12 protein-coding genes and 1 CRISPR repeat array are annotated in these 15,543 nt (G+C 50.9%); all 12 genes read left to right on the forward strand.

The genetic code is table 11. The features are described from left to right. The first annotated feature begins 26 nt into the window (after positions 1-26). The 12 genes from HPY71_08085 to HPY71_08140 all read left to right on the forward strand — a co-directional run bounded on the left by HPY71_08085 (position 27) and on the right by HPY71_08140 (position 15,457). A complete protein-coding gene (locus HPY71_08085) occupies positions 27-755 on the forward strand; it encodes a hypothetical protein (protein NPV53469.1) in 729 nt (242 codons plus the stop codon). After that, entirely contained in the window at positions 749-2,248 is a 1,500-nt protein-coding gene (locus HPY71_08090) for a hypothetical protein (GenBank protein NPV53470.1), read from the forward strand. Before HPY71_08085 ends, HPY71_08090 begins: the two co-directional genes overlap by 7 nt. After that, on the forward strand, positions 2,249-3,376 hold the full coding sequence (cas7i, locus tag HPY71_08095; GenBank protein ID NPV53471.1) for a type I-B CRISPR-associated protein Cas7/Cst2/DevR: 1,128 nt from the start codon (positions 2,249-2,251) through the stop codon (positions 3,374-3,376). Beyond that, positions 3,376-4,227 carry a type I-B CRISPR-associated protein Cas5 gene (gene cas5b / locus HPY71_08100; protein NPV53472.1) on the forward strand — a complete coding sequence of 284 codons (852 nt, stop codon included), beginning with the start codon at positions 3,376-3,378 and terminating at the stop codon, positions 4,225-4,227. The genes cas7i and cas5b overlap by 1 nt, the downstream gene beginning before the upstream one ends. Before the next feature lie 6 nt (positions 4,228-4,233). Further along, positions 4,234-6,948, forward strand: a complete 2,715-nt coding sequence (cas3, locus tag HPY71_08105) for a CRISPR-associated helicase Cas3' (protein NPV53473.1) — start codon at positions 4,234-4,236, stop codon at positions 6,946-6,948. Then, a complete protein-coding gene (cas4, locus tag HPY71_08110) occupies positions 6,935-7,477 on the forward strand; it encodes a CRISPR-associated protein Cas4 (protein NPV53474.1) in 543 nt (180 codons plus the stop codon). The genes cas3 and cas4 overlap by 14 nt, the downstream gene beginning before the upstream one ends. 23 nt (positions 7,478-7,500) lie before the next feature. Beyond that, positions 7,501-8,469 carry a type I-B CRISPR-associated endonuclease Cas1 gene (cas1b, locus tag HPY71_08115; protein ID NPV53475.1) on the forward strand — a complete coding sequence of 323 codons (969 nt, stop codon included), beginning with the start codon at positions 7,501-7,503 and terminating at the stop codon, positions 8,467-8,469. Between the two features lie 2 nt (positions 8,470-8,471). Continuing rightward, on the forward strand, positions 8,472-8,753 hold the full coding sequence (gene cas2, locus HPY71_08120; protein NPV53476.1) for a CRISPR-associated endonuclease Cas2: 282 nt from the start codon (positions 8,472-8,474) through the stop codon (positions 8,751-8,753). Positions 8,754-8,908: 155 nt separating this feature from the next. After that, a CRISPR array of direct repeats spans positions 8,909-10,575; the repeat unit is 29 nt; unit sequence GTGGGCATCGTCCGTAGAGGAATATGAAC. Between the two features lie 114 nt (positions 10,576-10,689). After that, positions 10,690-10,833 (forward strand): hypothetical protein, encoded by a 144-nt coding sequence (locus HPY71_08125; protein ID NPV53477.1) that lies wholly within the window; start codon positions 10,690-10,692, stop codon positions 10,831-10,833. Positions 10,834-11,357: 524 nt separating this feature from the next. After that, on the forward strand, positions 11,358-12,719 hold the full coding sequence (locus HPY71_08130) for a TrpB-like pyridoxal phosphate-dependent enzyme (GenBank protein ID NPV53478.1): 1,362 nt from the start codon (positions 11,358-11,360) through the stop codon (positions 12,717-12,719). Between the two features lie 756 nt (positions 12,720-13,475). Beyond that, positions 13,476-14,723 carry an L-rhamnose isomerase gene (rhaI, locus tag HPY71_08135; protein NPV53479.1) on the forward strand — a complete coding sequence of 416 codons (1,248 nt, stop codon included), beginning with the start codon at positions 13,476-13,478 and terminating at the stop codon, positions 14,721-14,723. Positions 14,724-14,788: 65 nt separating this feature from the next. Next, a complete protein-coding gene (locus HPY71_08140) occupies positions 14,789-15,457 on the forward strand; it encodes a class II aldolase/adducin family protein (protein ID NPV53480.1) in 669 nt (222 codons plus the stop codon). The last annotated feature ends 86 nt before the right edge of the window (positions 15,458-15,543 follow it).

Genomic DNA, 15,543 nt, shown 5'->3' on the forward strand with positions numbered 1-15,543 from the left:
ATAGAATAATTTGGGGGGTGCATCGTATGCGGGTGAAGATCCGTTTATTCCCTAGAGAAATAAACGGCTTAACCGTCATTCCCTTGGATTTTCGTCGATATTTCATCTCATTAACTAAAACACTACTCCAGGGGTCGCCCTGCTATCAGCGGTTTACCGAAGATGCACCAGGATATAGCCCCTATGTATTCCATGTTGCCTTTGGGGAGGTTGTTGAAGCTGATTCTATCGAGCAAACAATGATCGTGCGTCCTCCCATTTCCTATATATTTTCCACGGGCCTACCGGATCTCTTCACTCCAGTTATCAACACGGCCATCAACCACAAAGGAGCGGAAATGGTATTGGGACTTGTGTTAGAAGAGGTAGAATTACTACCCCTCCGGCGACTTACAAAAAGCCATGTTCATTTTCATTTCCCAGGGCACGTCGTCTTCCGCACAAGGGATGGGTACCCTGATGGCAACGACCTGACTGCCCTTGAAGAAGCCATCAATTATCATGGAATGAAAAAAGCAGAGTTCCTGGCACAGCACTATGGCCTTGAATCTATCCCACGGGAGCGAATACGCCTGCTCCAAGGCTCAGATCCAAAAAAAGGAGTGTGTTACCATTACGGCGGGACCCTAACCACCGTTCGGGGGGATATCTTTTTGGAAGGGTTTCCCTTAACTCTCCAATTCCTTTATGACTATGGCCTCGGCGTGCGGACCGGGCAGGGTTTTGGGTATGTGGAGGTGGTGCAGGAATGGTAGAAGGGATTACCCTATATCCAAGTTCATGGTATTATAATGCGTGCTTGTATGGTTTCCTGAAGGTGGTCGCTTACGGCCTTGGAGAGGACTACATAGAAAGGAATGTACTGAAAGACGACGGAACGATATATCTCTGCGCAGAATTACTTACCACAGTTTTTAGCACTCCGAAAGAGGGACCACCTGTGATTCCGCTCCAGGAGGATCGGGAGCCGCCCCTTAGCGTCAGCGATATCAAGCGGTTTGCCTGGTGGTGGGTAGAGATGAGCAGGGAGATGATCGTCTGGGAGGAAAAGGATAAAGCTCTCTCTGATCCATCCCCCGATGACATCATCCAGGCGGTGTGCGGGAGAGTGATCGCGGGCATGCCAGCTATCGTTGGGACACATTTCGGGGGCTTTCAAAAATACTATAACCTTTTCCAAAAAGAGGTCTACCGAGACAAAAAGGCATTTCTCAACAGGTGGTTTTCGGCGGGTAAGGCAATGGGGTTGGAGAAATGTAGTCTCTGTGGACAACCCGTATGTTATCCGGAAGACGACTTCGAAATACGCCAGTATCATCGCTTTTTTATGGCGGTGCTTTCATACAATCTTGCCTCATCACCCCAGTTCCCAAACTCATTCTGGGATTTAAACCCGAATTCTCTTATATGTCCCTTATGCCGGAGCATTCTTCTCTGCTCACATTTCGCTGCAGAGCAAAGGCTCTTTGCAAATACCAACGACCTGGCCTTTAACTGGTATTTCAATAAGTTCCTATTGAGGAGTCACGCGATGTTTACCCGCCCGGCATCAAACCGAAACTATCAGGAGCTCTTTGGTCGCTTCTTACACTCCAATAGCCAGATATCATTGAGTATGGGAGCCTGGAGGTTGCAGGGATTGGAGTTCATCAACTTTACAGCAGATAGAATTGAGCATTATATTCTACCTCCCCTTATTTGTGACCTTTTACTTAACCCGATAGCAAGTGGGCTGTTTACTAAGATCAGAAATCAGGCCGTACTCAAGCATATCATGGAGGAACGCTATGAGCATCTGCCTAACGTATGTTACAAATCCTTACGTAATGCCTTAAAAACCACTCCCGACAATACCATAGATCAAGACTTCGAAGCAAGGCTCTCACTTTCCGGGACTATAAGTCTCTGCCGGCTATATATAGAAATCAGAAAATTACGCCAGGAAGGGAGGAATCATTTTATGGTAAACTTCGATGAGATACTGAAAGCTGGTCGAGAGTCGCCGCTTGTGGAGGATAAGGGTAGTCTCACCTTCAGGTTGCTGGAGCTAGTGCGACTGGGAAGGAAGGAGGAAACCTACTACCTGCTACTAAGGTCATATATAGCCAATAACCGCCCTTTCCCGACCGCATTACTGGACGTTCTGAGGTTACGGGATCTCAACTTCTTTAGGAACTCTATGTTCGGCTACATTTCTGGTATTGCTGAGGCAAGGAAGGAAAAAGAAGAACAAGGAGGAGAGGCATAAATGGTCTGCAAGGGCATTACAGTCACCGCACTTTTCGAAAGTGCGGCTCTCAACCGGGACGAGAAAGTCGGGGGCAATGTGCCCTCCATCAAGAAACTCGCTCGGGGAAGCGGGGTCTATTCCTATTTTAGTAGACAGAGCATTCGCCACCATCTTTTCACCACACTCCAATATCGGTATAATGATTGGAAGCCTGCGCCTGTCACCCTGGCTGGGGATAGGGACAATAAAGTTATCCAGTTTGCCTTTCCAGAGGCTAATATCCTTGACTATCCCGAAATGGACCTCTTCGGCTACATGAATACCGATGCCTCCGGACGCCCTACCCGAAAAGCGCCTCTCGGGATCACAAAGGCCGTCTCAATCGAGCCCTGGCAGGCAGATATGTCCTTCGGTGCAAACCATGATATGGTGGCACGGTATAGGCAAAGGGGTGAAAAAGCAGAACCTAACCCATACGTGAAGGAAGAGCATTATTCCTTTTACCGCGTTTCCTTTACGCTCGACCTCTATAGATTCGGCTATGATGAATACCTCTATAAAAACGATAAAAAGGAACCGAAAGTACCAGATGCTCTCAAGGAATTAATAGACACGCGCACCCTTCCGGTGAAGAAAGATGAGGACGTGAAAAAGATAGCCAGCTGGGCACAGAATAGAATCTCCGATCTGGGGGAAGACGTGGAGTGGAGGAAATATGATTCTCAGGGCGAGATCATAGGTTTGATTGGAGTGTCTCCCGAGATTGGGAGGGCAGTCTTCGTTGTAGCGGACGCAGAACGTAGAAAGCGGCTCGCCGAGATAGTCTCTGTCCTAAAGAATGGGATGATGCTTCATGCTAGCGGGGAAAGTTACGGTATCGTGCCACAGTTCCTCATTATCGGTTGTCTTACAATACCTGTGCCCGTGTTCAATAGCTTTGTCACCCTTAAAGATGGTGCCATTGATGCGATGCAACTCAACAGGGTTCTTACGGACAACGACTATATACTGCGCGCATTTGTTAGTAGCACCCTTCCCTTCAGTAAGGAATGGGAGGCAAAGGCCCGAGAGAAACTCGACCAGGAGATCAGTATCGATACGATTGTCAATTGCTGCTTGACTGGAGCTGACGGGGGGACTAAGTAATGGAATGCCTGCGCCTTCAGTTTAAGGCTCCAACCGCGCATTACCGCGTGCCTTTCACCTATAAGGTTAGGCAGAGCTATCCCATTCCCCCCTATTCAACGGTAATAGGGCTCTTATGTAATGTCCTGGGTATAGGGGAAACAATCGACGCTTTTCTGAGCCAGCCTTTTGGGCTTTACATAGCGGGTAGATTCCAATCATTAACCCATGAATACACGTGGTTACGTAATATGAAGCAGGAGGAACATATCAAACGCTTCAAGGATAGGAGTCGGCGCGAAATCGACCAGGTCCCGGAACACCCTGGAGGGCAGGTTCCAGTTACATTAGATGTCTTGAATGAGGTAGAGACTGTAGTATACTTGATTCATCCATGTCGGGAGATCCTCATGCAGATACATGATAATCTCTTTTATCCTGAGGTTTGGCTAAGCCATCTTCATTTGGGCAGATCAGAAGACTGGGTGGTGCCGGAGAACATTAGTGTCGTCACTCCTTTACCTTCTCTGGAAGTAGAACCGATTTGGACGAAAGACAGGGGTTATTACTATTGGCTCCCTTATCCGGAGGATACCTGGGAGCTCGATAAGTGGGGGAATAGGAAAGAATATGAAGAGCTATTTAGGAAAGCTATGGGGACCCCGCAGTTGGTCACCGCTCTCTATCGAAAGGTAGAGGAGCCGAAAGGAAACGGAGAGTTCTGGAAGATTCGTAACTTCAACCATATACGTGCAAAGATTTGCAGCGGACAGGTACCTTTGGTAGAGTTCGGTAGCCTCCCCAAAGTCCTTGTCGATCCCGATCCCGAACTCATGCTCCCCATCTTCCCGGCATGTATCCTATGGAGGTGAGCAAGAGTGCCCTTTCTTGCCAAAAGCAACGGTGTTACATTGGAGAAGCACACAGCTGATGTGTTGACATCAGTCCAGGTCCTCAAGAGGAAGAATCGCAGCAGGTATCCCGAGGAACTGTGGAGGGATCTTGAGATTGCCGCCTTTCTCCATGATACGGGGAAAGCCGATCCCTCATTCCAGCGGAAAGTGGGGGGTGAATACAGCGACTGGTTACAAGAGGCATCACCCTCTATCTCTCATAACTTAGTTTCTCTCTTTCTGGTCAACCGAGAGAAATTCATCGCGTCTACCCATAGTCCGGAAATGGTCCTAGGGGCGGTCTCCTTTCATCACTGGCGCGATTATTATCCAGATCTTCTCCTTGGGTCAAGAAGTGCGGAAGTTTCGGGGCTTGCAAGAAACATGTCAATGGAAAGGGAGCGATGGGGGGCTCTAGCAAGTAAGCTCCGCAACGAAATGCGATCCTTGGCTTTACAACATGGAATCGATCCCGAGATTATAGATCTCAACGCTAATTGGGTATCTTACTTCCAACATAGCAACCTCGGAAATGCAGGACTCCTTCTGCCACCCTATCTGCTTTCCTTTCTGCCGCAGAGGCTTACGCTGCGCAGCACTGTTGAGGATGTAAGAAAGAGAATCTTTCTATCTGGAAACTTGATACGATGCGACCACTTCGCCTCCCTTGTCGAGACCGAGAACCCTGAGCTCACCATAGAGGATATCGAATATAGCCTCCCCTTATCGTATGAAGAGCTTGCCAGGGTTCTAGAAGAGATATTCCGAGAAAAGTCCTCCGACAGCCAGGGAGCGCAGTCGTCTTTCTGGCAGAAGGAGTTCTTTGAGAAGAATCCCGAACGTTGCGGCCAGTCTATGGTGTTTATAGCTCCTACCGGCGTTGGGAAGACGGAGTTCTCCTACCTTTGGGGTACCGGGAAGAAGAATATCTATCTCTTGCCATTAAAGGCCACGGTGAACGCGATATGGCAGCGTACTCAAGGTGTCCTGGGTAGGATAGAGAGCAACTTGAGGACTCATGTCGCCCTCCTTCATGGCGAGGCTGCTTTGGAGTTTCGTAACCGTAAGGATGAGCTCGATCTGGAGGGGGAAGGGCTGGTGCGCTCCCTCGTCCTTGCCCGTCATCTGGCCGAACCCTATATCATCGCCACAGGTGACCAGGTAGCTCCGGCTGTACTCAAATATCCAGGCTATGAACGCATATATGCAGTCCTAATGGATTCCTTCGTGGTAATAGATGAAGTACAGGCCTATGATCCCAAGGCGGCAGCGATCGTTACCAAGCTCCTTGAGGACGTTCACAAACTAGGTGGCAAAGTCCTTTTGATGACCGCCACCCTCCCCCCTTTCATAAGGAGGGAAATTGAAAAGCGTCTTGAGTTACCGGTCGTTGATTTCCTATCAGAAACCCCCCTTGGCAAGGCACTTGCTACCAGATCCCGTCATCGACTCAAAATAAGAGTCTATCGTGGGGAATCGACCCAGACGGAAGAAATATGCCATGCACCCTCTTTTGAGGGGCTAATCAGTGAGATGACGGCTGCTGCGAGAGACGGCAGAAAGGTATTAGCCGTTTTCAATACTGTAAAAGCCGCCCAAAGGGCTTATGAGTTGGCATCGAAACTCTTGAATGAAGCCAAAACCAGGCTTCCCTTACTGCTTCTCCATTCTCTGTTTACCCAAGCTGATCGGAGAGGGCATGAAAAATTAGCCACGGAGGATTATATACCAAATGGAAAGCCATCAAAAATCGAGGGGGGATGCATCGTATTCGCCACTCAGATCGTTGAAGCTTCCCTCGATATCGATGCCGATATATTGTACACTGAGCTCTGCCCGATGGATAGCCTCATTCAGCGCCTTGGCCGGGTATGGCGTAGAGCTGCCCGCTGGGTCTCCGGTGATTGGAGTCCGCCATATATAAATGTCCATATCTTGATCTGTACAGATAATGATAAGCTATGTTCCGGTGATGGAGGGGTATATGACAGACACCTTCTTCGCCTAACGGCGTATCTTCTCGCATGCCACGCTCAAGGAAATCAAGAGATAACACAGCTCCCTTCGGAGCTTCTAGCATCCTACAAAGAAGTGCTGACCCCCGGAAAGAGGTCCAGAAGGGGTGCTCCCCGGAAGGGTCAGAACGAAGAAGGGGGTACCAAACTGCTACAATTTCTTGTTGATGCGCCTGAATTCTCGCTTACAGAGTCGGAGAAAAGCCAGATGGTAAACCTGATTTACGAGGTGCTGGACCGTGCTGAGGAAGAAGGTGAATCGGAAATTGCCTCCTACCTCAGTGAGTACTATGGAAGGCTAGATGCCCTAGATAACGGCTATTGCTCCGACCGAAAGGACGATGCCCAGCGTCTCTTCCGCGAGATACATACTGTGGAGGTTGTTCCATCAGCTATGATGAAGCAATTCGAGGAGGAGCTGGAGACATTTATCTATAACTATAAGCACCCAAGCTATTTTGACTTTGCCGAGCTGATCCTGAGCCGCTTCACAGTGCCTATAGCGGAGTATTCCATGCGTAGACACAAAAGGCAGCCCCTTGTCGACCAAATCAAGCTGGGCGAAGCTGATAGCACGCTAGCCAATAAAGTTAGGAATTGGCTTCAGGGAATTATGTCGCTTTCCGCCCCCTACGATAGCGACCGTGGATTGGTCCTGGAGGCAAACGTAAATGGAGAAAGCTGAGGAAGAACACGATTTCCCAATCGACCAACTTGCTATTACTGGCACGATGGTTGCCTACTACCATATATGCCAGCGTAAGCTCTGGCTATTTTGCCGGGGACTTAACCTCGAAAATGTCTCCGGTAACCCCGACGTGATTAAAGGAAGCATCATTCATGAATCTCGTTTCCCGCGGGAGACATTACGCGATGTATCCTTCGGCCAGGTAAAGGTCGATTTTATTAAATTTGGTGACCAAGTCTACCTGCATGAGCTCAAGAAGAGTCGAAAGTTCGAAGACGCCCACATCATGCAGATGAAGTATTATATTTTCGTTGCTCGTAGCAAGGGTATAAACTGCTCGGGCGGCATAATCCATTACCCCACGGCAATGCGTAAAGTGGAGGTGACATTCACTGAGGAGGACCAGGAGCACATTGTTGAGGCACTTGGTGGCATTTCCGGAGTTGTCAAGGCCAGCGTGCCCCCCGGTAAGCTCAAAAAGAAGTTCTGCAAGCGGTGCGCCTACTTTGACTTCTGTTATGTATAAATCCTAACCAGGAAGTGAACATGATGGGCAGGACATACTATGTCTTCTCCTCTGGTCGGTTGAAGAGGGAACAGAATACTCTGAGTCTGGAAACTGAAGATGGACGCAGAATGATTCCTATTGAGGATGTGGAACAGCTCTACCTCTTTGGAGAAACCGATTTTAACTCGCGTCTTTTAGACTTTCTGGCCCAGAAGGAGGTCACTGTCCATATCTTCAACCACTTCGGCTACTATGTAGGGAGCTTCATCCCGCGTGAAAGTCAGCTTTCCGGGTTCCTAATCGTAAAACAGGTGGAACACTACCTGAACTTGGGGAAAAGGTTGATTCTGGCCAGGTGCCTTGTCGAGGGGGCGATTCACAATATAAGGCGCAACCTGGAGAAGCGGAACCTTGATGAGACCTGTACGGGACTTGATGAATACCGGAGTTCGCTCAAAGAGGTAAAGACGATCGAGGAAGTAATGAGTATCGAAGCGCACGCCCGCAAACTTTATTACTCAGTGTGGGAGGGGATTACCGGCTGGGAGTTTAATGAGCGGAGTAAGCAGCCACCCGGGAACGCGCTAAACGCATTGATATCCTTTGGAAATGCCATGACTTATACTTCGGTATTACGGGAGATATATAGGACAGCACTTAACCCGACTATTAGCTACCTCCATGAGCCTTCGGAAAAGCGGTATTCCCTGGCTCTAGACATCGCAGAGATCTTCAAGCCTGTACTCGTGGATCGGCTCATTTTCCGTATTATTAACCTGGGGAAGCTTACCACCGAACATTTCAACCAGGAATTGAATGCTACATATCTCTCAGACGAGGGGCGTAAAATCTTCGTGCGCGAGTTTGAAGAGCAGGCCGAGAGTACCGTTTTACATAGAGCGCTCGGCCGGAAGGTAAAATATAGAAGCTTGATTCGCCTTGACCTATATAAACTGATCAAACATCTAATCGGCGAGGAGACCTTTACTCCGACAAAAGTATGGTGGTAGAAATGCGTGTTATTTTGATTTATGATATCAACACTGAGGATAATGCGGGAAAGAAGCGCCTTCCCAGAGTCATGAAGGTCTGCCGCAAATACCTCGTGCATGTCCAGAAATCAGTTTTCGAAGGCTATCTTACGGAAGGCAAATATGCCCGTCTTCAGCATGAGCTGGGTAGAGTGATCGATAAAAATGAGGATTTTGTGATTGCCTACAAACTTGCAGACGGGGTTAAACTGGATAAAGATATCTTAACAGAGACTCCCGACCCCATGGACAATTTCCTCTAAACCGGTACAAAAATGGTTTTATGAGGTTTTTACCTCAATTTAATGTTTTTGCCCTGGGTCGATTCAAAAGTTTATTCTGCAAGACCCGAGGTTTGACGCAAGATATCTATTGAATATAGAACCGAAGCTCTGGTATATCTACATTTTTACCTGCGGGTGGGCATCGTCCGTAGAGGAATATGAACCTACCTCGGGCCGTATTCGGCTTGGGTGCAGTTAGCGGTGGGCATCGTCCGTAGAGGAATATGAACCTTTATAGCCGAATGCCCTTATTGCGGAAATCGACTGGGTGGGCATCGTCCGTAGAGGAATATGAACTGGCTTGTGTATCGAGATAATCCCGATGGGGAGGACGGTGGGCATCGTCCGTAGAGGAATATGAACTAGCCATACTCAAGGCCTATAAGTCCTGTCACCTTCGGTGGGCATCGTCCGTAGAGGAATATGAACTTTCACTTTGTCGAACCACCTTGACTTTCACGTCCCAGGTGGGCATCGTCCGTAGAGGAATATGAACCTCCGAAATATTGAGCGTCAAGTATCCTCCAGGCCGGGTGGGCATCGTCCGTAGAGGAATATGAACACCGCTCACCCGGAGTCTAGGACTCCCGCTGATTCGGGTGGGCATCGTCCGTAGAGGAATATGAACACATATATTCCAAGCGCGGCTAACCATCCCTCCCAGGTGGGCATCGTCCGTAGAGGAATATGAACCCTCCTTCAAAATGCTGAAAAAATTAGCTACGCCTGGTGGGCATCGTCCGTAGAGGAATATGAACAATAATGATCTTGTCATCCATTTATAACACCCCCTTGGTGGGCATCGTCCGTAGAGGAATATGAACTTGCGTAGGAAGTCACGCACATTGACGAGATATTGAGGTGGGCATCGTCCGTAGAGGAATATGAACGTATGGTTCATACGAACCCCCCTGGGGGCCTAACGGGTGGGCATCGTCCGTAGAGGAATATGAACCCGGTATTCTATCGGTGTTGACCTGGCGAAGTATCAGTGGGCATCGTCCGTAGAGGAATATGAACCCTCCTGGGTCTTCTGTTTCACCTGATCCGCCGCCGTGGGCATCGTCCGTAGAGGAATATGAACAATAATTAAATTAAAATAACCCCTGCGCCCTGCCGTGGGCATCGTCCGTAGAGGAATATGAACGAGCGCAGCACTCGAACTAAAACTACAGGGAGCGCGTGGGCATCGTCCGTAGAGGAATATGAACGCGGATAGCGTGAAGATAGCCACGGCCGTGGCGGGGGCGAGTGGGCATCGTCCGTAGAGGAATATGAACTTGTGTTAGGAACAACTATGAGCGTATCTGGCACGTCGTGGGCATCGTCCGTAGAGGAATATGAACAACAATGAGAACCTGGAGCAGAATCAAGATATAGACGTGGGCATCGTCCGTAGAGGAATATGAACTTAAGATGGCTATTCCATAAGGATCAACGGAGAGCGTGGGCATCGTCCGTAGAGGAATATGAACTTGATTGTGGCTGTCATTGTAAAACCTCCTCGCAATAGTGGGCATCGTCCGTAGAGGAATATGAACTTCCTGGCGGCGTGCCTTGAAGCAGTGCCAGAATGTGTGGGCATCGTCCGTAGAGGAATATGAACTTTCAGCCGGGGCCATAGGTGCGTCATAGTGCGTCCGTGGGCATCGTCCGTAGAGGAATATGAACTTATGCTCAACGTGATACCGCGCAAAAGCCTCCGGGTGGGCATCGTCCGTAGAGGAATATGAACAACAGTAGATGGCTAATACTACGATTATAGCGAGGACGTGGGCATCGTCCGTAGAGGAATATGAACATTCACCTCTATCCTCCGCGCGAGAAAATCATTGACCTCTTTACGAAGATATGCTACTATTAACACTAACAAGCGGGAAAACGTACATAAAGCTAATAATGCAATCTAAAGGCAATGACCAGGACGAGTAGGCGCGAGAGGCGGGCTGGAGAGAGCCGGGGGCAGGTGGAAGCCCGGCGCTGCGCACGCGTTGAATGGACTTGCGAGCTTCAGACCGAAACGGGCATGTTGGTGCTGTGCGGCTTTTCGAATCTCTGAGGCTGCGCTCATGTTTCTTCCGGAGTAGGACCTGACGGGGCTCTACCGTTAAAAAGAGAGGGCATCGGTTGCATCTCTGACTTTTTGTGTGGCCTGGCCTGCCGCGTCATATGGCTTCGTTATGCAGCTTTGATGGTAATGAGCTTTAGATGGTATGGCCATGAGCGGTTATTCCTAAGCGATTATTGAGGTCAAGAAGTGGTGTGGCCCGTGCCTTTTGAGAGCTGAGCCAGCGCTAATGACGGAGTAGTTATGGCGGAGTAGTTACAGTATGGCAGGCAGCACCGCCGTATAGGCTGGCTAATTTGGGTGGCACCGCGGGGTATCATGAGACCCTCGTCCCTTGAAGGACGCGGGTCTTTTGTTTTTTATACAAATTAAGGTGCGAATATAAAGGGGAAGGTGAAGGTACGAATATGAGAAGGGAAAGCGCTAAAATAGAGATAAGCGAAAGATAAGCGGTGATAAAAATGAAGATGAAGATGAATCTGAAGATGGAAGGGAAAAGAAGGGAGAGATAAGAAATGGAGCAGACGAAGATACTACTCGAGGAGAAGGAGATACCAAGGAAATGGTACAATATTGTAGCCGACATGCCGACGAGGCCCGGGCCGCCTCTCAACCCCAAGACAATGAAACCAGCAGCGCCTGAGGATCTTTCGCCGATATTCCCCATGTCCCTGATCGAGCAGGAGGTTAGCGACCAGCGGTGGATCGACATCCCCGAGGAGGTCCTTGAGGTCTATGCTCTCTGGAGACCGACGCCGATGTTCAGGGCTCACCGCCTTGAGAAGGCCCTCGGGACGCCCGCCAGGATATATTACAAACATGAGGGAGCGAGCCCCGCAGGGAGCCATAAGCCCAACACCGCGGTGCCGCAGGCATATTATAACAAAAAGGATGGCATCAAGCGGCTCTCAACAGAGACGGGAGCGGGGCAGTGGGGGACCGCACTTGCACTCGCCTGTAACTTCTTTGGCCTCGAGTGCACGGTCTATATGGTGAAGGTGAGCTTTGAGCAGAAGCCCTACCGCAAGTCCATGATTCGCGCTTACGGAGCTGATGTCGTCGCGAGCCCGAGCGACCGGACCATGACGGGCCGCCGGATTCGCGCCGAGGCGCCTGATTCGCCGGGCAGCCTGGGGATCGCAATAAGCGAGGCCGTTGAGGACGCGGCATCCCATGATGATACGAATTACTCCCTCGGAAGCGTGCTCAACCATGTCCTCCTTCATCAGACTGTGATCGGACTTGAAGCGAAGGCTCAGATGGCGAAGGTGGACGATTACCCCGACATTGTAATCGGATGCGTGGGTGGCGGGAGCAACTTCGCCGGCCTCAGCTTCCCGTTCCTCCAGGACAAAATCAATGGCAAGGACATTCGGGTAATCGCCGTGGAGCCGACGGCGTGCCCGACCTTGACAAAGGGCATTTATGCGTACGATTACGGCGATACAGCAGGATTCACGCCGCTCATGCCCATGTACACGCTCGGCCATTCCTTCGTGCCCGCGGGGATTCATGCCGGGGGGCTGAGGTACCACGGTGCGTCCCCGCTCGTGAGCCAGCTTTATCGAGATGGTTTGATCGAGGCGCAGGCCTACGGCCAGGTGGGCGTGTTTGAGGCAGCGTGCCTGTTTGCGAAGTCCGAGGGGATAATTCCCGCCCCTGAGTCCTCACACGCCATAAAAGCCGTGGTCGAAGAGGCGGCGAGGTGCAAGGAAGCAGGCGAGGCGAAGACGATCCTCTTCAACCTCAGTGGGCACGGGCTGCTCGACCTGGGCGCCTATGATTCCTACTTCGCGGGCAAGCTGGAGGACTATGAGCATCCGAGCGAGCTCATCGAAAAGGCCCTTGCCGAGCTGCCAGAGGTGGCTGTTAGCTAACATGGCGTGAATTTCAGGGAACATACTTATGGGCCCTGACCTAGCGGGAAGGCGGAAATGGCTACAGGGCTGGTTACCAAGGGCGGTTGCGCGTATATACCCCATCGCTGGGTGTGGTGAGTATACGCAACCGCCCTTTATTGCAACCTTTATTGCAAGATGAAGAACGGCAAAATCTCTCCAGCCGCGGTTGGATAGGAACTAGGAACTCGGACAGGAACTTTGACGGGGTCCCGCTTAGATTGCTACAACACCTTGACATGAGTAGTAAACACTGCTATGATTAGGATTAGGCTAGCAAACCCGGCGGAGTTTATGGGGGGCTTACAAGCTGGAATCAGGATCGTTGCTCATTGAATGTTGTTCATTGAATATTAATATTGAATCAGGATCGCTAGATCAGGATCAATTCGGGATCAGTCAACTAGGTTTGTTGAATTAGAGTCGAATCAGAATAAGGATTGTAGAATCAAATCGTTGAAGGCCGCATTTAGTATCTCCAACCACGTTTTCTTTACTGTCTTTCTTTTCCTTGTCATAACTGTCTTAACTCTCCCGTCGTAAAGTTCCCATTTGTAAGTATGGGAGAATGTGTCCATTCTCCAGGCAGGATAGGATTCAACAGGAGTTCAAGTGGAGAAATTGAAATATCGAGAAAGGAAAAGAAAGAAGGAAAGAGGGAAAGGGACGTCGAAACGGAACTAAAGTCAAGACCATAAGTCGAGACCAGATGGGATGGACAAGGAGGGAGGACGCATGGATCGCGATCACCGAAGTGCCGGTCACCAGAGCGTTGATCACCGGAATGTCGAGCAGGAGTATGAGTACCTCAAGTCCAGGCTGGCAGGGAGCGGCGTGGATATAGACCTTGATGAGGCCAAGGAGCGCCTGAAGAGGCAACACCTCGAAACCCCCTCGTGGGGCTATGGCGACAGCGGCACCCGATTCTACGTGTTCAAGAAGCCCGGGGCTGCACGCAATGTCTACGAGAAGCTCCAGGATGCGGCCGAGGTTCAGAGGCTTACCGGCGTTACCCCCACTGTTGCGCTTCACATTCCCTGGGATAAGGTTGATGATTATGCTGCGCTCAAACGTTACGCCGAGGACCTGGGAGTCAAGATTGGGGCGATCAACCCGAACCTCTTTCAGGATGATGATTATATGCTTGGCAGCATAACGCACCCGGATACAGGGGTCCGGAAGAAGGCCGTCGCCCACATGCTTGAATGTGTGGATATAATGAGGACCGTCGGGTCCAAGACGCTGAGCATATGGCTGGCGGATGGGACGAATTACCCCGGGCAAGGGGACTTCCGCGACAGGAAGAAGTGGATGACGGAATGCCTGGAGGAGGTCTACCAGAGCCTTGATGAGGATATGAAGATGCTCCTGGAGTACAAGTTCTTTGAGCCGGGGTTTTATCACACCGATCTTGCCGACTGGGGGATGGCGACGATAACCGCCATGAAGCTGGGTCCGAAGGCTAAGACCCTGGTGGACCTGGGCCATCACCCGCTGGGCACCAACATCCAGCATATCGTCGCGTTTCTTATCGACGAGGGCAGGCTCGGAGGCTTCCATTTCAATAGCAAGAAGTACGCGGACGATGACCTGACAGCAGGCTCCAACGACCCGTACGAGCTCTTCCTCATATTCAACGAACTGGCCCGGGCGGAGGGCGAGGCTGGCGGCAGGCTCGATGTGGATTACATGATCGACCAGAGCCATAACGTGAAGCCTAAGATACCGGCGATGATCCAGACGGTGATGAACCTTCAGAGGGCGTACGCGAAGGCGCTCTTGATTGACCGCAAGGCTCTGGTCAGGGCCCAGCGGGAGGGTGACATAATAGGCGCGGAGCGCGTGCTCGTAGACGCGTTCAATACGGATGTGGAGCCGCTATTGAGGATGGTCCGGGCTGAGCTCGGCGTCCCGCTCGACCCGCTCAAGGCGTTCGCTGAGAGCGGTTACCTTGAGAGGGTGGTGGAGGAACGGTCCAAGTAGCGAGTTGTTAGAAGAATGGAGGCGCAAGCATGGCTACAAAGATGGTCAGTGGGTCCCAGGAGGATATGGTAAAGGTTGTCCGGTCCGAGCTTTGGAAATATGGCAGGAAGATAATCGAGAGCGGCCTCGTAGTCGGGCCGGGCGGGAATATCAGCGCGAAGGCCGGCGATGTGATGTATATATCCCCGAGCGGCTATGCCTTTGATGATGTCGAGCCTGGGGATTACGTAGGGGTGGATATTGCCAGTGGCGAGGTCGTTGACAGCAATGAGAAGACGAGGCCCTCGTCCGAGGTGCTGATGCACCTTGCCTGCTACCGGTCCCGTCAGGACGTGAGCGCGGTTGTACATATCCATCCGCCTTACGGCATAGCCGTAGCCAGCACCACCGGCAGGCTCGAGGCGATGTTCCCCGATTTTGCGGCGTATGTTGGGAAAGTGGGGATGCTGGGCTATGTAGTCCCATCCAGCCCTCAGCTCGCCGATGCAGTCGAGGGGAAGATCGTGGATCACAATGCGATCCTCATGTCAAATCATGGGGCGGTTACGGTGGGGGCAAACCTCAAGGAGGCGTTCTACCGGGCTGTGGTCCTCGAGGAGGGTGCGAAGATATTCGTGTTATCCAGGATCCTCGGCGAGCCCCGGGTCTTCACCGAGGCGGATGTGGAGGAGATCAAAAACCTCGGCGCCGAGAAATACAGGACTCAGCTCTTGAGACAGCCGCACCAGGCATAACCACCAGGCATAACCGAAACCCAAAACCAATAATCCATAACCACCCCCCGGATTCATTCGAAGACGGCACGTCGCGTAGCACGTTA

Source organism: Bacillota bacterium (assembly GCA_013178125.1).
Lineage (GTDB): Bacteria > Bacillota > SHA-98 > Ch115 > JABLXJ01 > JABLXL01.

Bases quoted from the DNA above. Each gene is read 5' to 3' on its own strand.
- HPY71_08085 (NPV53469.1), top strand. From the start codon at position 27: ATGCGGGTGAAGATCCGTTTATTCCCTAGAGAAATAAACGGCTTAACC.
- HPY71_08090 (NPV53470.1), top strand. From the start codon at position 749: ATGGTAGAAGGGATTACCCTATATCCAAGTTCATGGTATTATAATGCG.
- cas7i (NPV53471.1), top strand. From the start codon at position 2,249: ATGGTCTGCAAGGGCATTACAGTCACCGCACTTTTCGAAAGTGCGGCT.
- cas5b (NPV53472.1), top strand. From the start codon at position 3,376: ATGGAATGCCTGCGCCTTCAGTTTAAGGCTCCAACCGCGCATTACCGC.
- cas4 (NPV53474.1), top strand. From the start codon at position 6,935: ATGGAGAAAGCTGAGGAAGAACACGATTTCCCAATCGACCAACTTGCT.
- cas1b (NPV53475.1), top strand. From the start codon at position 7,501: ATGGGCAGGACATACTATGTCTTCTCCTCTGGTCGGTTGAAGAGGGAA.
- cas2 (NPV53476.1), top strand. From the start codon at position 8,472: ATGCGTGTTATTTTGATTTATGATATCAACACTGAGGATAATGCGGGA.
- HPY71_08125 (NPV53477.1), top strand. From the start codon at position 10,690: ATGACCAGGACGAGTAGGCGCGAGAGGCGGGCTGGAGAGAGCCGGGGG.
- HPY71_08130 (NPV53478.1), top strand. From the start codon at position 11,358: ATGGAGCAGACGAAGATACTACTCGAGGAGAAGGAGATACCAAGGAAA.
- rhaI (NPV53479.1), top strand. From the start codon at position 13,476: ATGGATCGCGATCACCGAAGTGCCGGTCACCAGAGCGTTGATCACCGG.
- HPY71_08140 (NPV53480.1), top strand. From the start codon at position 14,789: ATGGTAAAGGTTGTCCGGTCCGAGCTTTGGAAATATGGCAGGAAGATA.